The sequence below is a fragment of the Paenibacillus sp. Y301 genome, assembly GCF_059445505.1.
Genome location: NZ_JCAIUL010000007.1, coordinates 1 through 15424, shown reverse-complemented (window position 1 = coordinate 15424; position 15424 = coordinate 1). Strand labels below are relative to the sequence as shown.

General features: G+C 40.5%; 17 protein-coding genes. 5 read left to right on the top strand and 12 right to left on the bottom strand.

The annotated features are described in order from the left end of the window. Positions 1 to 35: 35 nt before the first annotated feature. Together AC1D69_RS13440 and AC1D69_RS13435 are read right to left on the bottom strand one after the other, a co-directional pair. Positions 36 to 1844 carry a DUF2201 family putative metallopeptidase gene (locus tag AC1D69_RS13440; protein WP_495456676.1) on the bottom strand — a complete coding sequence of 603 codons (1809 nt, stop codon included), beginning with the start codon at positions 1842 to 1844 and terminating at the stop codon, positions 36 to 38. Positions 1845 to 1846: 2 nt separating this feature from the next. Continuing rightward, positions 1847 to 2908, bottom strand: a complete 1062-nt coding sequence (locus tag AC1D69_RS13435; protein ID WP_495456675.1) for an AAA family ATPase — start codon at positions 2906 to 2908, stop codon at positions 1847 to 1849. A 206-nt stretch (positions 2909 to 3114) separates the two neighbouring features. Between AC1D69_RS13435 and AC1D69_RS13430 the strand changes: the two genes are divergently transcribed. Then, entirely contained in the window at positions 3115 to 3654 is a 540-nt protein-coding gene (locus AC1D69_RS13430; RefSeq protein ID WP_495456674.1) for an NADPH-dependent FMN reductase, read from the top strand. 276 nt (positions 3655 to 3930) lie between these two features. Here AC1D69_RS13430 and AC1D69_RS13425 read toward each other — a convergent pair whose 3' ends face one another. The 3 genes from AC1D69_RS13425 to AC1D69_RS13415 are packed head-to-tail and all read right to left on the bottom strand — an operon-like array spanning position 3931 to position 6449. Further along, entirely contained in the window at positions 3931 to 4989 is a 1059-nt protein-coding gene (locus AC1D69_RS13425; protein WP_495456673.1) for an LLM class flavin-dependent oxidoreductase, read from the bottom strand. A 24-nt stretch (positions 4990 to 5013) separates the two neighbouring features. Further along, a complete protein-coding gene (locus AC1D69_RS13420; protein WP_495456672.1) occupies positions 5014 to 5955 on the bottom strand; it encodes a ring-cleaving dioxygenase in 942 nt (313 codons plus the stop codon). 53 nt (positions 5956 to 6008) lie between these two features. After that, positions 6009 to 6449, bottom strand: coding sequence for a MarR family winged helix-turn-helix transcriptional regulator (locus tag AC1D69_RS13415; RefSeq protein WP_495456671.1), 441 nt, complete (start codon positions 6447 to 6449; stop codon positions 6009 to 6011). A gap of 221 nt (positions 6450 to 6670) precedes the next feature. Between AC1D69_RS13415 and AC1D69_RS13410 the strand changes: the two genes are divergently transcribed. After that, entirely contained in the window at positions 6671 to 7099 is a 429-nt protein-coding gene (locus AC1D69_RS13410; RefSeq protein WP_495456670.1) for a MarR family winged helix-turn-helix transcriptional regulator, read from the top strand. A gap of 28 nt (positions 7100 to 7127) precedes the next feature. Further along, positions 7128 to 8744 carry a DHA2 family efflux MFS transporter permease subunit gene (locus AC1D69_RS13405; protein ID WP_495456669.1) on the top strand — a complete coding sequence of 539 codons (1617 nt, stop codon included), beginning with the start codon at positions 7128 to 7130 and terminating at the stop codon, positions 8742 to 8744. A 193-nt stretch (positions 8745 to 8937) separates the two neighbouring features. Here the strand turns inward: AC1D69_RS13405 and AC1D69_RS13400 are convergent, their stop codons facing one another. The 7 genes from AC1D69_RS13400 to gpmA form a co-directional block, all read right to left on the bottom strand. Beyond that, a complete protein-coding gene (locus tag AC1D69_RS13400; RefSeq protein WP_495456887.1) occupies positions 8938 to 9180 on the bottom strand; it encodes a DUF896 domain-containing protein in 243 nt (80 codons plus the stop codon). A 40-nt stretch (positions 9181 to 9220) separates the two neighbouring features. Next, a complete protein-coding gene (locus AC1D69_RS13395) occupies positions 9221 to 10213 on the bottom strand; it encodes an LLM class flavin-dependent oxidoreductase (RefSeq protein WP_495456668.1) in 993 nt (330 codons plus the stop codon). A gap of 27 nt (positions 10214 to 10240) precedes the next feature. Continuing rightward, positions 10241 to 10723 (bottom strand): Rrf2 family transcriptional regulator, encoded by a 483-nt coding sequence (locus tag AC1D69_RS13390; RefSeq protein WP_495456667.1) that lies wholly within the window; start codon positions 10721 to 10723, stop codon positions 10241 to 10243. A gap of 231 nt (positions 10724 to 10954) precedes the next feature. After that, on the bottom strand, positions 10955 to 12259 hold the full coding sequence (locus AC1D69_RS13385; protein ID WP_495456666.1) for an aldehyde dehydrogenase: 1305 nt from the start codon (positions 12257 to 12259) through the stop codon (positions 10955 to 10957). Between the two features lie 26 nt (positions 12260 to 12285). Next, positions 12286 to 13308 carry an NADP-dependent oxidoreductase gene (locus tag AC1D69_RS13380; RefSeq protein WP_495456665.1) on the bottom strand — a complete coding sequence of 341 codons (1023 nt, stop codon included), beginning with the start codon at positions 13306 to 13308 and terminating at the stop codon, positions 12286 to 12288. A 108-nt stretch (positions 13309 to 13416) separates the two neighbouring features. Continuing rightward, positions 13417 to 13713, bottom strand: a complete 297-nt coding sequence (locus tag AC1D69_RS13375) for an ArsR/SmtB family transcription factor (protein ID WP_495456664.1) — start codon at positions 13711 to 13713, stop codon at positions 13417 to 13419. Positions 13714 to 13807: 94 nt separating this feature from the next. Beyond that, entirely contained in the window at positions 13808 to 14497 is a 690-nt protein-coding gene (gpmA, locus tag AC1D69_RS13370) for a 2,3-diphosphoglycerate-dependent phosphoglycerate mutase (protein ID WP_495456663.1), read from the bottom strand. A gap of 185 nt (positions 14498 to 14682) precedes the next feature. On the opposite strand from gpmA, the gene AC1D69_RS13365 reads away from it, so the two are divergent. Together AC1D69_RS13365 and AC1D69_RS13360 are read left to right on the top strand one after the other, a co-directional pair. Further along, the gene (locus tag AC1D69_RS13365) at positions 14683 to 15000 is read left to right on the top strand and encodes a transposase (protein WP_495456662.1); all 318 of its coding nucleotides are present in this window, start codon (positions 14683 to 14685) and stop codon (positions 14998 to 15000) included. A 59-nt stretch (positions 15001 to 15059) separates the two neighbouring features. After that, a partial coding sequence (locus AC1D69_RS13360; protein WP_495456661.1) for an IS3 family transposase occupies positions 15060 to 15424 on the top strand: 365 nt, incomplete at its 3' end.

The window sequence follows — 15424 nt, the reverse complement described above, 5'->3', positions numbered from 1 at the left end:
AATATATTAATTAACATCAATAACTGTATAGGATATTAATTAATTCTAAATACAGGTCCTCTCGGGGGAAAAGGTAATTCACGACCCTTTGGCAAAATATAAGCATGATCACGCTTAATGGTCAGTTTATCGCATTCACCATCTGTAATAATTAGAAGGGGTCCTTTTTTAGGGAAGTCCTCGGCATGTTGAAGCAAATCAACTGCAGGTTGTAACACGGTTCCGCCCCTGCCTTTCACTTGTACTCGATCTGCAATCGCCTCAGGTGGCATATAACCAGCATCGTAAGCAACAGCATCACAAAAGATAATCCGTGCAAAAGGGACATCCCGAGCTTGAGCATAACTGGCAATCGCTCCAAGTGCTTTTGCAAGTAACTTTTTATCCATGGATCCAGAAGTATCTAGGATAACTCCGAATGTACGACCATCCTCTGCGGAGCCATTATGAACCCACTGTGGTCTTGGAATGTCTGGTGTGGACGATTGCCGTCTGCTTATACGTGAATAAGACCGTGTTTTCTCCAATGGAGAGAAATATTGATCGAACCAACGTGCAAGCTCCACATCCCATTTAATAGGTGGTTGACCAAGCGCTCGAATCTCTTCAACCATTCCCGACGGCAATAAGCCACGACTTTGTTCTTCATGGTACATTAGGCCTTGTTGCATAGCATTCTTACAAAAGTCATCTAAAGATTGTCCTTCACGTACATCCCAGAAGCTAGCTGAACCTTTGTCTAACATATCTCCAAGTCCATTTCCTCTAAGAGTCGCTAGTTTCTTATATGTACGTATATCTCCGACCATACGGTCATATATAGTCTCAGCAGATATTCCTTTAAGCTCAGGATCTAACAGAAGTCCAATACGAGGGTATTCGCCCACTCTCATTTCTACCAACCATAAATTAATCACGTAGTCACACGCCACATTCCATAGGTAATGATCTCGTCCGAGACATCGCTCATGATGTTGTAGACCTGCGTGTAAGAGCTCATGGGCCATAACAAATATACATTCTTCCTCGTTAAGACCTGCAGCCGGATTGATATAAATGATTCGATCGATCACGTCAATAGCTGCTATAGATATATCTAATCGATGACAGATATTCGTCTCTTCTATAATCTCAAACCCTACTGCAAGTGCACCTAGCAGCGGGTAACGATCCATGAACCATCGTTTGGCGCGTTGTGGTCCCGTCAAAGATAGCGTTGGATCACTAAGTGAATGGGCATATCCACCAGCAATACTAACTGCGCTTGTTACTGCATTAGATAAGCCAATGGCGAAATAGGATTCCCAATCAGGTGGCTTCCCCCAATTATAGTAAGTGTTCGTCTCACGAAAATTCATATCCATTCTGGACACGCCAGCCGTTCCTGAATACTTTGATGAACTTGGTATACCTTTTAATACAAATTGATCATAAAGCTGTTCTTCATCCTTCACAACGTAATCAATATGGGACTCCATACCCGTTGGTAAAGTTCCCAGCTTCAAATCACTTAAAAACTTTGCTATGTACACATCACAAGCGACATTCCATGCTAATGCATTTTCTTTAACCTTGAAATGCCCTAGGCCTAAATGTAAAAGACAGTGTGCTAGAACATATACCCATTCCCTAACTTCGCCGCGTCGTGTGGGATGCGTATAGATGTACCCATCTTTGGTTACGTTTGCCCACCCATCTTCATAATTCCAGCTATGATCCCGGTGAACAATTGAAGCACGAACTAACAGCGGAGCGAATATGGGATGTGTAGAAATAAAGGAACATGCCGCATTAAAATTTCGTAATGCTGGATTATCCGGAGTAGATTTCTTCCCTTTAGCCATACTTATCCTCTATCCTTTAGAGCTAGACGTGGTAAGTCACGGACAATTTCTACCATAAGCCAATCTGGAATGTTCTCGCTTTGATCCTGCTTTGCCACTACCAGTTGCGCAATTTCAAAACTAATTAAGGATAAATCTTTGATCAACTTTTTCGCGGTATGTGCGAATTGACGATGACTGTCACGAATATTGTCTTTAGCTGCAGGTAGCTCTTTAATGATCTGAGCACGAAAAGATTGAGCAAGAAAATATAGCAAATCTCGATCTTCGGGTGAAGATGGGAATGATGCTTTTCCTTCTATAATTTGATTCAGTTCATATTTGCCACTTAGATTCTTATAAAATGCTTTAAATTGCGTCGCGTGAGAAGGTGTCAGAGAACCACTTGCTAAAATACCTACAGTGTCTGCATTTATATCTTCTCCGAATTCATGCAGTGCATCACTAAGCATATGCCAAGAACGTGGAGTTGAGAAAGGTTCTTCTGTTTTGGGAGGTGCACTCCACAAATGATCAGGTCTTAACTCTAGATATTCAATAACCATCGGGTGAATAGCAATCTCGTATGCCCAAGTAATCCAATTATGGAAAGACACATTCAACTGTACATGAAACATTCGGTTAATAAGTGCAGAGGACATAGGCTTTACTATGGCACTATCCTGTGCACGATTCCCCGCGCCAATGACAATGGAACCTTCTGGAAGCTCATAATCCCCGATGCGTCGTTCATGGATCAGGCTATAGAACGCTTTTTGAACTTCTTGAGAGCAAGCGTTAAGTTCGTCTAAGAACAAACAATAGGGTTCATCGCGGGCAATCATTTTCGGAGGGCAAAATTGACTTTTCCCATTCACGATTTGAGGAACGCCGATAATATCTTCTGGTGCCAACTGAGATCCTAAAAGAGATACACAGGGTAGCCCAACCTGATCAGCAAAAGCTTCAACCAAAGAAGATTTCCCGATCCCAGGCGCTCCCCAGATAAAAACAGGACGAACAACGGAGACGTTGAGTAAGACTTGCATAAGTTGTGTTTGAGTAACAGGAGTTGCTAAGTTCAAATAAATGCTCCTTTTTTATATGGAATCCAAAATATATGACATACAAATTATATCAAAAAATAGATTGATTCGGGACTGTATTCATTTAATCTGATTAATTAACTTACTTAATTAAAGTATCTTGACATAATATATATACTGTAATAATATTAATTCATATCTAAAGCACTCGAGAAACTTATACAAATAATGAGGAGGAACAAATTATGTCTACATTAAATATCGGAATTATTTTAGGAAGTACTCGTCAAGGTCGTCTAAGCCCACAAGTAGGTGAATGGGTAAAAAGCGTCGCTGATCAACGTGGGGATGCCAATTATGAAATCGTAGATATCGCAGACTTCAAACTTCCACTTCTAGGCGAAGCTGATGCGACAGAACAAGCGACAGCTTGGAATACTAAGCTTGCTAGCTTGGATGGATTCGTATTTATCGTACAAGAATACAACCACAGTATTTCAGCATCCTTGAAGAATGCCCTTGACTACGCACGTGAAGCTTGGAACGATAAAGCTGCAGGTATCGTAAGTTATGGTTCTGTCGGTGGCGCTCGTGCAGCTGAACATCTTCGTGGAATCTTAGGAGAATTGTCCGTTGCGGACGTTCGTGTGCACCCTGCATTGTCACTATTTACTGATTTCGAGAATGGATCTGTATTCAAACCAGCAGATCTTCACCTTACTAATGTTAACGGGATGCTTGATCAAGTCATTGCTTGGAGCGGTGCATTGAAAACGTTGCGTTAATAGGAATATAAACTTCTAGGGGTTGTCCCATAAGTCATGAAAATGGCTAGGGGCACCCTTTTTGTTTTTTTGTAGGATAAGGTTACTGTGTTCTGAGAGTAAGCTCCATGAACGGTCCGTTTCTCCAATCGCTGTTGGTCTCCATATATAGTAAAAAACCCAAACGTGGTATCTAGAACCTGAGAAACAGGAACTAGATACCATTTGGGTTAAAAACTCTGCCTAGGATTGCATCCAATCGAAGCCTACTCTTATTCGCTACCTTTATCCCATAGCTTATTTCTTAGCCGTATGTTTCTTAATCGCAGGCATAATTTCTGTAGCAATCAACTCTATATTCTTTGCAATCTTATCGAATGGCACCCCACCGAAATCGATTTGTGCGATAAAGCGTTGTTGTCCATATAATTCATGCTGATAGAGCATTTTCTCGATAATCTGTTGCGGACTACCGATCATTAACGCATCACGATAATCTGTGGCTTGTTCGAATTGTTGTCTAGGATACCCACCACCTCGTAATGCCTGCATGCCCTTATCTATATGAGGATAGTACTCGCGGATAGCATCTTGTGAAGTGGCTGCTGTGTAGAATAAGCTTGTTGTTGCAATGGGTAACGTTGCTGGATCATATCCGCATTCTACTGCAGTCTCACGATACGCATCAACAGATGCTTTGAAATGGATAGCAGGCCCTCCTAGTGTAGTCAGCATCATCGGTATACCCGCAGAGCCAGCTTTAATCGCACTAGCAGGCGGTCCACCTACTGCACGCCAAATCGCCATATGGCCATTCTGAGGTTGTGGGAGAATGGAAGCATTGTTCAACGGTGCACGGAATTGACCTTCCCACGTTACCCTCTGCTCGTTATTTAACTTTATTAATAGTTCTAATTTTTCCTCAAATAATTCTTCATAATCATTAACATCATATCCTAGCAAACTGTAGGCTCCAACTCGAGAACCACGTCCTGCGACAATTTCAGCTCTACCGCGTGAGATCAGATCAATTGTGGCGAAATCCTCATATACACGAACAGGGTCCGATGTGCTTAACACCGTTGCTGAACTCGCAATTTTGATGTTTGTCGTTGCTTGAGCAATGGCTCCTAGAATGACCGTATGTGCTTGTGTTGTAAAATGCGTCTGATGACTTTCGCCAACAGCGAACACATCGAGTCCTGCCTCATCTGCTAACTTACTTGCCTCTATTAATTCATGAATACGTTGTTCAGCACTTATCATTGAACCTGTATGTGGATTAGATAGATGATCTCCAATGGAATATAGACCGAATTCCAGTCCTTTATTTGTATCTATGCGATATTTCTCCATTTGTATTCTCTCCCTTATCGTGACTTAATCAATTGGGACTAAATTTGCTTCTATCTCAGCACGACGTTCTTCTAAGAATGGGGGTAAATCTAATTCGACACCAAGTGACTCAATTGTTGAATCGGTTGTGAAGCCCGGACCGTCTGTTGCAAGTTCAAAGAGAATGCCATTGGATTCGCGGAAATATAAGCTTTGGAAGTAAAACCGATCCACGACGCCAGAGGAATGGAATCCTCGTTCCTTAATGACCTTTTCCCAATAGCGTAACTCGTCTTCGTTCTTACCACGGATAGCCAAATGATGAATACTTCCCTTTCCAGGCTTTTCACTAGGTCCATCTAGCTGTTTAATGAAGATCTCACCAAATGACTGCCCTGCAACGGACTGATAAATCCCTTCATGATCTGTACGTGATACTTCGACATACCCTAGCAAGTTCGTTAATGTTTGCGCTAAGCGATCTAAGTAACGTACTGTTATTTCGGTAGTACCCATTCCCAGAATGCGATGCTGTTGCTCAATAGTGGAATTCTCCCATGTTGACCAGTTCTCAGGAATCTCTTTGCCTTCATTATTTAACAAAATCATCCGTAAGCCTTCTGCATCTTCAAAATGCAAAGCATCTCGGCCAGCATAAGTTGTAATTTCGCCATGAGTCACATTGAACAATTCAAAACGGTGTTTCCAGAATTCCAAACTTGCAAAAGATGGCACAAGCAAGCCTATTTGTGTGATAGCGTTTGTACCACGAACGGTTCTACCTACATTCGGTATCTCAAAGAACGATAACTCTGTTCCCGGACTACCTGTTAAATCTCCGTAGAATAAGTGATACATGCTAGGGTCATCCTGATTGACAGTTTTTTTCACACGGCGTAGTCCTAATACATGCTGATAGAAATAATTATTTATTTGTGCCTCTTTCGTAATCATCGAAATGTGGTGATGTCCAGAAATGGTATACATGGTAGTTCCTCCTCTTTTATAACTTGACTAATCAACTGATAATGCAAAAAAAATTACTTAGGTATATCTTTATTTTGGCTATGTTTATGGATACGTGTCATGAATGAATATAGTGTTTTTCGTTCTTCTTCATTTAATACATCGTCAAAAAACGACGACTGAAATGCAAGTTGTTCTGGCATAGCCTTCTCTAAGATATCTTCAGCTTTCGCTGTAAGACAGATTGTTTTGGTTTTCCAATCTTGCTTACGAACAATATAACCATCTTTCTCAAGGCGGACGAGCATACGTGAAATACCACCTTGTGTCACTGTTGCTCTTTCAGCTAATTCCATTTGTGTAAGTGGCTGATATATACGTATTTGCACAAGTACATCGAATTGAGCCACCGTTAAATCGAAACGCTTTAAAAAATCATTCGACATATGATTACTTTGATTTGTAAACCGCAGTAAACGTAACCAGATCAACGAACCCAGCGTGTTATTTTGCATATCGTTTACCCTCCCATCGTTAACCTTAATATCACTTTACTACTCAAGTGATAAAATAGCAAGTGTACAATACAATATTTTTCCACCTTTTTATTGACGAAAATAAAAATAAATGATACATTAACTCTCGGCTTATTAGTTTAGTAGTTAATTATTAAGTAATTAACTATAAATTTAAGGATCTTACAGATTCCCGCCTAATTTATATAGGAGGTTTAATTTTGGATAAAAATGAAGATTTATATGAAATCTCATCGATGTTCAAAACTTTTTTAAAAGGAATTACCAAGGACTGGAACAGACAAGGACACGAATTAAGCATGACACACTTCAAGACACTATTGTCGTTATCCAAGGATGGTCCACAAAAGGTATCCCAGTTAGCCGATTCTCTCAACTTTACGTCTGCTGCCATCACAGGCATAACAGATCATTTGTTTGCCGAAGGTTACGTTAATAAAGAGCGCGCAGAATGTGACCGAAGAGTTGTTAATATTACGATAACTAAGAAAGGAGAAGAAATGATCAGTAAGTTGAAGGAAAGCCAACAAGAAGTTATAGGGTCTTACTTCAAATTATTACCCGAAGAAGATCGTGAGCATTTGAGAAGAATATTTGGCGTGTTAATTAAAGAAATAGACAAACGATAATCATAGAATAGTGGTGGAGAAGAACTACATGGAACATTTATCAAGTAAACGAAAACTTAGTATTATGATTGCTATTATGGCTGCTATGTTATTCTCAGCGATTAATCAGACCATTACAAGTACAGCTATGCCTCGTATTATTTCAATTCTAGATGGTATGGATTATTATACTTGGACTATCAACATTTACTTACTGACATCAACAATTGCAACAGTCCTTGTTGGTAAGCTATCCGATATGTTCGGACGCAAACCCTTTTTGTTAGCAGGTATTTTACTATTTATGATTGGTGCCTTTCTAACAGGTACCTCTACAGACGTATATCAATTCATTATTTACCGTGGTATTCAAGGTATTGGTGCTGGTATTATCCAGTCCACTGCATTTACTGCCGTAGGAGACTTATTCCCTCCTCGTGAACGTGGTAAATGGATGGGTCTCATGATGGCCGTGTTCGGTTTTTCCAGTGTTCTTGGACCCTCTCTTGGAGGATATTTGATCGACAATCTAGATTGGCATTGGTTGTTCTGGATCTTCCTTCCGCTTGGTGTCGTAGCCTTCGTGATGATTCTCACCTTGTTCCCTAAGGGGGGGAGACGTGGGGAATCCTCAAGTATTGATTATCTAGGATCACTATTTATGACAACAACGATCGTGCCACTGCTTCTTGCTTTCACTTGGGCAGGCACAACATATCCATGGGGATCTCCGGAAATCCTTAGTCTGTTTGCAGGGACTGTAGTTTCAGCTCTGATCTTCCTATTTGTTGAAACGAAAGCGAGCAACCCTATTTTGCCACTACATCTATTTAAAAATAGCGTAGTCACGATCTCCAATATTATTGGATTTATTATGAACTTTGGTATGATGGGTGCTATGATCTATCTTTCCTTCTTCGTACAGGGTGTACTAGGTATTTCCGCAACTTATGCTGGATATGTAACGATGCCGATGTCAATCGTCATGGTTGTGGCTAGTGCCATTACTGGACAGAAGATGGCTAAAAGAGGAAAATATAAGATTTATGCCTTAATTGGAATTCCAATTATGATCGTGGGTATGACTATTATGGTATTCATGAATAATGTACCGATGGCAGTTCTAAGTATGGCTGTTTTTGGTCTTGGATTGGGTCTTGGTATGCCTGTGTTCTCATTGGCTACACAAAATGCAGTTACCCACAAAGAGTTAGGTGTAGCGACAGCCTCTTCTCAGTTATTCCGTAATCTTGGTGGTACGATCGGTATCGCGGTTATGGGTACGGTTATGTCGAATAAACTAACGCATAACTTGAAGGTTGCTTTGCAATCTTCCTCGGCACCAGATTTCAGTAAGATCGATCCGAAATTGACAGAGCAAATGCTTACTTTCGCTAATCCTCAAGCACTGATGAACAAACCAATGCTTGAACAGACTCAAGCTAATCTTCCTGCTGATGTTCAACCTGTATTCATACAGATGATTGACGGTATTCGTGACGCATTGGGTCAGACGTTGTCATCCGTGTTCTTAACAGGAACGATCGTGCTTTGTGTTGCGTTTGTTCTTGTCTTCTTCCTGAAGGAGCTTCCGCTTAGAACATCAAACGATACTACTCCGAAGGAACCTGAATTAGATAAAGAGCTTGCAGTAGATAAAGCTTAAAACAACGAAAAAATTGTTGAGAAAAAGGGACCCGAACAGGATATCTGTTCGGGTCCCTCTTTGCCTACATATATAGTCATTATCAACAGCAGAATTAACCTAAAGGAACAGCAGTTCTGGACATTATTTCTAGTCCACAACTGCCGTCCCTTTAGGTATTGGTTCATTAAATTGCTAGGTTATGATTCAGAAGTTATTCACTGGGTTCGTTCTTATCTAGTGTCTTTTCTTTCTCTACACGAATCTTATCTGGTGTGACATCATTTCCAAGTGGATCGATAACTGTTAATCCAGAGAAGGTATTCAGAACCTGTCCTCGAATTTCACGCAAATAATCTTCACGCAATGATTGTTGCTCCACTTTTTCAGCTAAGGTCAATCCTTCTGCCTTTTGCTTTCTCGCTAATTCATTTATACGCTGTATGCTTGTAATCATCATCGTAATCCCTCATTCTTTATAAATTTTAGTGTGTATATTAAAATAATTCCCGTGCCAATAAGCGATAAACTTCCAAACGTTTCTCTTGTGAATGTGGAATACTACAGATCATCGCTTCATCAAAACCATATTGCTCCTGTTCCTCTTGAAGCATCGTCGCTATATCTTTAACAGCACCTACTAGATGTATTTTGCGATTTTCTTTAATCATCATACGATCCATTTCGGTAAGTGGAATATTCTGTGCTTCTTCGGGCGTTAATACTTGTCTAAACTGGCCCTTCATCATCATTAGACGGAAAATATCCTGCGGCAATGCTTCGAACTCCGCTTCTTCTTTCGTCTCGGCTGTAGTCACCATGTAAGTAACTGTAATCTCAGGTTTATCCATGAATGCCGACGCTTTAAAGTTACTTCTATAGGTATCTAGAATTTCATTGGACATAGCTCCGTTGAAGAACTGTGCAAAAGAATACCCAACGCCCATCTCAGCTGCTTTCAGCGCACTGTTTCCACTTGAACCCAGAAGCCAAGCTTCCGGCAAAACAATGTGTGATGGTATCGCACTTGTTTTATTGTACAAGTCATCTTGTGGTACTTCATCATTGATCAATTTCAACGCGGTATCAAATTTAGTATACATGTTATTCAACATGAGTTGACGTCCTTCAGCTAATGCGTACATCGCTTGGGTATCTCCTCCTGGAGCACGACCTACGCCGAAGTCAATTCGACCTGGTGAAAAAGCACTAAGTGTTTTAAACACTTCAGCAAGTTTCAATGGGGAATAATGCATCATCATTACTCCCCCAGTACCGATTCGCATGTTGTGGGTTTTGGCTGCCAAATGAGCTGCTGTTACTTCAGGCGCAGAACTAGCAAATGAATTTGCGCTATGGTGTTCTGCCATCCACATCCGAGTGTAACCCAGTTGATCTGCATAAATCGCTAGTTCCTCAGCCTTTTTCAAAGCACTCTCTGCTGTATTTCCAAAGGTAACGGGAGCTTGATCCAAAACGCTTAATTTCATCGTTCTAACTTCCCTTCTCTGTCTTTTTTACAACACCATTGTTTCTCTAATCCAACCTTGTAAAGATTTCATCTTCGTTTGAAAACGTTCCGTATTCATTTCCACGGCTAATGAAGCTATGGTCTCGCGCTTCAGAACAGATTTCCAGGATTCTTCGGCTTCTTCCATTAACTCCGTTAACAAGCAACAACTCTCATCCTTCTCCAAGGCAAGCATGTCATCAAGAATACCATTAGATGAATACAACGTTTGTTGACCTTCTATAGCAAGGTAAATATCGTAGACCTGAATATCTTCAGGTTTCTTTTTCAACTTAAACCCACCCTTTATTCCAGAAACAGACGTAATTAAGTCGGCACACACTAATCGTCTTAACAACTTCTGAGAATAGGTTGCTGAAGTTCCTAATTGTTGACTTATCGCATCCCCGGGTAAAACGGCTCTGTCTGGTAGCATATTTAGTAAAATAATGGCATACACCGATTGCTCTACGCCTGTTTTCATATGCATTAGAATCACCTCTATTAGCATTAGCAATACTGTGAATCGTTTGATGATTACTCATGGCACTCTAACGTGGATAATCATTATCTACGTTAGAACATAATATATTAGTTTTAGCTAAAAGTAAACTCATACTAGATCACACTCTCGTAAGAATACGAAATATAACAGAAGAAGCCCCATCATATAGATGATAGGGCTTCTTTTTATACTTAGAGCGGAGATCACCTGTGGTGGTTATTCCGCTTTACGTTTTAAGACACTTTTGTGATGCGAGAATGTATCGAAGCTACCTTGACCATGGTAAGAACCCATACCACTCTCACCCACACCTCCAAAAGGTAGATAAGGTGATGTTAGATGTGCCAATGTTTCATTAATACATCCCCCACCGAATGAAATACTATTGAGCATCTGGTCCTGTATTTCGGTGCTTTCAGAGAATATATACAGTGCAAGTGGTTTCGGACGTTGCGTAATCTCATCGATAATATCTATTAATTCGTCATACAGAATGATCGGAAGGATGGGCCCAAATATCTCATCCTTCATTACAGGATCCGCCCATGTGATCTGATCAAGCACGGTTGGTTCAATAAACAGTCGAGAAGCATCACTTCTACCGCCGAAATATAATGTTCCATCGTTCAAGAAAGAACTTAAGCGATTGAATTGCTTCTCATTGACCACTTTAGGAAAGTCTGGGTTCTGAGAAATATCTTCACCATATAAGGCGTGAATAGCATCTTTTAATTCGCTCAGAAACTGATCCTTTACCTTACGCTGAATCAAAATATAATCTGGTGCCACACAGGTCTGTCCCGCATTTAGGAACTTCCCTCTAGCGATTCTCTTAGCAGCAGACTTAAGGTCTGCATCACTGTGTACGATACACGGGCTTTTGCCACCAAGTTCTAACGTTAGAGGAGTCAAATGCTTAGCCGCCGCTTCCATCACCACTTTACCTACCGCTGTACTACCTGTAAAGAAAATATAGTCGAACTTTTCTTTTAAGAGCGCAGTACTGGTCTCGACTTCCCCTTCAATTACGGCAATATAATGTTCTGGGAAGTTCTCTTTGACGAGTTTAGCAAGCACTTTAGATGTAGTAGGCGTGAATTCAGATGGCTTCAACACCGCGCAATTACCTGCTACCATTGCTCCAATTAAGGGTGCAATCGCCAACTGGAACGGATAATTCCAAGGTGCAATAATCAGCGCAACACCGTACGGTTCAGGATAGATGACGCTAGAAGCACCCGCAATAAAAGCAGGCGTATCTACAATCTTAGGTTGTACCCAAGACGCCAAATTTTCTAGAGAAAATCTAATTTCTTCAAGTACGAGCTTAATTTCCGTGGAGTACCCTTCTGCTTCGGATTTATTCAAATCCTTTCGTAATGCAGCAAGCAACTCTTCTTCATGTTGATTAATAGCATTCTGTAATGTATTTAGCGAATCCACCCGAAACTGTATATCCTTCGTCTTTCCAGTTCGGAAGAATGTGCGCTGCTGTTTAACTAAATTCTCGTAGTTCTCCATGCCCATTCTCTCCTTTATGGATTATCTTATGACTCAGAATCGCTCACTTTAACAAGCATTTTACCCAGATTAGCACCTTGGAATAATTGTAAGAATGCCTCTACTACATTATCGAAGCCGTCCACAATAGTCTCTTCATACTTCAGTTTACCTTCGGACAGCCATTTACCAAGTTCCTCAAGTCCTTCCGATTGACGATCTGCATAGTCGCTGAGTACGAAACCTTGAATTAGTGAACGTGTCTTAATCAATTTGGATTGAATGCGTGGACCTAAGTTCCTGTCCGTGCTGTTGTATGAAGAAATAGCACCACATAGTGGAATACGTGCATGATCATTAAGTAAATTCATTACAGCATCGGATATCGGTCCACCTACATTATCAAAATAAACGTCAACCCCGTTCGGGCAAGCCTTCTCCAAATTCTGTTCTAGATTGTCTGATTTATAATTAAGCGCTGCATCAAAACCAAGTTCATTCTTCAAATAATCGCATTTCTCATCGGTACCTGCGATACCAACAACATGAGCTCCTTTGATCTTGGCAATCTGTCCAACCAACATGCCAACAGCACCAGCAGCCCCCGATACGACAACTGTTTCTCCTTCTTTAGGATTACCGATATCTAGTAGACCGAAGTAAGCGGTAAGACCTGTCAATCCTAGAACACTTAAGTATGCTGATACAGGAGCAATAGACTCATCAATTTTGCGTACAGTCTTAGCGTCTACGGTATTATATAGCTGCCAACCTAGCATGCCGATCACTTTGTCCCCCACTTGGAACAACTCCGACTTCGACTCTACTACTTCTCCTACAATTCCTCCACCAATAACTTCATTAAGGTTAAATGGCGCAATATATGATTTAGCATCACTCATTCTTCCACGCATGTAGGGGTCAACCGATAAGTACAACGTACTTACCACGACTTGTCCCTCTTGTGCATCCATCACAGGTACTTCTTTGAATTCAAAATCTTTCTCCGTTGGCATGCCAACTGGACGTGAAGCTAAGAGAATTTGTCTATTTTTTAATTGCTGATTCATATGATCACTACTCCGTTGAATTAAATTTTGTTTGGACTATCATAACAATGATTTAATAGTTTTAAAACTTTCAAATCTTTATTCAAAAATGAGGGGTTCCCGGACATATTATAAACTGTCCAAGAAACCCGGTAAAAATTCGGTAAATGTATCTTCTCTAAGCTGCCCCATCTTATTCTGTCCATTTCGTACAACACTTACTAGATCAGCTTCGTACAAAATTTTCAGATGGTATGACACATTGGATTTGTCCATTCCCATTGATTCACCAATGGATCCACATGTGTTGATCTCCCGATGTTGGTGAATATATCGAATCATTTCGATTCGTTTCACTTCTGCTAATGCTTTGAAGATCTTAGCACGTTTTTCATCATCTTTAATAGAATATAGTTTGATAGTCATAAAACTATTGTATCCCCCTATCTTAGTTATGTCAACTTGTATAAGGATAGAGCCTTCTCAGGTTGGAGGCAGAAAGGTGCTTGAGAAGCATACATTATAACCCCAAATAGTAGTGTTTTAATGGTTTTAAATCGTCATCAATTTCATAGACCAGGGGGATTCCAGTTGGAATACTTAAATCTGCAATCCCATCAGAAGGAACATGATCCAAGTATTGAACAAGGGCTCGAATCGTATTTCCATGTGCAGATATAATTACATTCTGTTTAGCCAGAATTGAAGTTTTTATAACGTTATGCCAGTAATTTAGTACTCTTTCCTCTGTATCCGCCAGATTTTCAGTCAAGGGAATCAGATCAATGATATCTTTGTATTTGGGATTAGATCCATCGTATCTTAGATCATTCCGTTCAAGAGCAGGGGGTCTTACGTCAACAGACCTTCTCCAGAGATGAACTTGCTCTTCACCATATTTAGCAGCCGTTTCCGCTTTATTCAAACCTTGTAATGCGCCATAGTGCCTCTCATTCAGCATCCATGATTTATGTACAGGAATCCACATTAGATCCATCTGATCAAGGATAATCCATAGAGTTCTTATAGCACGTTTGAGAACCGAAGTGTAAGCCACATCAAACAAGTAACCATTTTCTTTTAAAATCTCTCCAGCTCTTCTCGCTTCACCTAATCCATTGGCAGATAATTCAACATCAGTCCAACCTGTGAATCTATTCTCCAAATTCCACTCACTTTGACCATGACGTACGAGCACGATTTTTCGCATCATAACACTCCTTTATCTGTACCATTCCCTTATCTAACTGGAAATTCTACCGTTAACTTGCCCATTATTCGTGACTATGATGTCCATATGACTGGATTAGATGGAGCATTGTAGCTAGAATAAAAAGTGGACACCTGTTAAGAGAAACTGGATAATTTACTTAACAAAGAAAGAGGTGTCCTTTTATGAGGGAACAACGACAACGGTTTAATGAGGAATTCAAAAAACAGACGGTGAAATTCATTCAGGAGCAGACAAAAACAGTTGCAGAGATAGCACTGGAAATGAATATTCCTGCAGGAACCATTCATCAATGGATTGCAAAGTACAGAGAGTTTGAGAATGAGTCTTTGGCAAGTCCGGAGAAAGTTCGTCAGTTAGAACAGTTGTTAAAAGAGAAAGAACGTGAATATCAAGAGAAAGATCGTGCATTTGTGGATCTTCAGGAAGAAATGGCAATTTTAAAAAAGGCTCTGCACATCTTCAGCAAAGAAAAGAACTAAGGTTCCAGTTTATCGAAAATCATCGCTCTGAATTTCGATTGGAGAAGATGTGCAAAGTGATGAAGGTTTCAAGGAGCGGTTATTACAAATGGAGACAAGCTAAACCAAGCGAGCAGGCACTGCGTAAGGCAGAAGTTATGAAGCGGATCACTTATCACTTCAACGATACTCTACAGCGGTATGGCAGCCCAAAGATCACTCTCATGTTGTCCTTGGAAGGCATTGAAACATGCGAGCGTACGGTAGGTAAATATATGAAGGAGTTAGGCCTTCGTTCCTGCGTCTCACGTAGATTCAGAGTGAAAACAACAGATTCCAATCATGACGAACCCATAGCACCCAACATATTGAACCAGAAGTTTGCTACAGAGAAACCCAACACGACTTGGGTTGCGGATATTACCTACATCCCTTGCCGCGAAGG

Coding starts and splice junctions, on each gene's coding strand:
- AC1D69_RS13375 (WP_495456664.1), bottom strand. CDS start 13,713: ATGACTATCAAACTATATTCTATTAAAGATGATGAAAAACGTGCTAAG.
- AC1D69_RS13425 (WP_495456673.1), bottom strand. CDS start 4,989: ATGGAGAAATATCGCATAGATACAAATAAAGGACTGGAATTCGGTCTA.
- AC1D69_RS13390 (WP_495456667.1), bottom strand. CDS start 10,723: ATGCATATGAAAACAGGCGTAGAGCAATCGGTGTATGCCATTATTTTA.
- AC1D69_RS13365 (WP_495456662.1), top strand. CDS start 14,683: ATGAGGGAACAACGACAACGGTTTAATGAGGAATTCAAAAAACAGACG.
- AC1D69_RS13395 (WP_495456668.1), bottom strand. CDS start 10,213: ATGAAATTAAGCGTTTTGGATCAAGCTCCCGTTACCTTTGGAAATACA.
- AC1D69_RS13400 (WP_495456887.1), bottom strand. CDS start 9,180: ATGATTACAAGCATACAGCGTATAAATGAATTAGCGAGAAAGCAAAAG.
- AC1D69_RS13420 (WP_495456672.1), bottom strand. CDS start 5,955: ATGTATACCATTTCTGGACATCACCACATTTCGATGATTACGAAAGAG.
- gpmA (WP_495456663.1), bottom strand. CDS start 14,497: ATGCGAAAAATCGTGCTCGTACGTCATGGTCAAAGTGAGTGGAATTTG.
- AC1D69_RS13380 (WP_495456665.1), bottom strand. CDS start 13,308: ATGAATCAGCAATTAAAAAATAGACAAATTCTCTTAGCTTCACGTCCA.
- AC1D69_RS13415 (WP_495456671.1), bottom strand. CDS start 6,449: ATGCAAAATAACACGCTGGGTTCGTTGATCTGGTTACGTTTACTGCGG.
- AC1D69_RS13385 (WP_495456666.1), bottom strand. CDS start 12,259: ATGGAGAACTACGAGAATTTAGTTAAACAGCAGCGCACATTCTTCCGA.
- AC1D69_RS13440 (WP_495456676.1), bottom strand. CDS start 1,844: ATGGCTAAAGGGAAGAAATCTACTCCGGATAATCCAGCATTACGAAAT.
- AC1D69_RS13405 (WP_495456669.1), top strand. CDS start 7,128: ATGGAACATTTATCAAGTAAACGAAAACTTAGTATTATGATTGCTATT.
- AC1D69_RS13430 (WP_495456674.1), top strand. CDS start 3,115: ATGTCTACATTAAATATCGGAATTATTTTAGGAAGTACTCGTCAAGGT.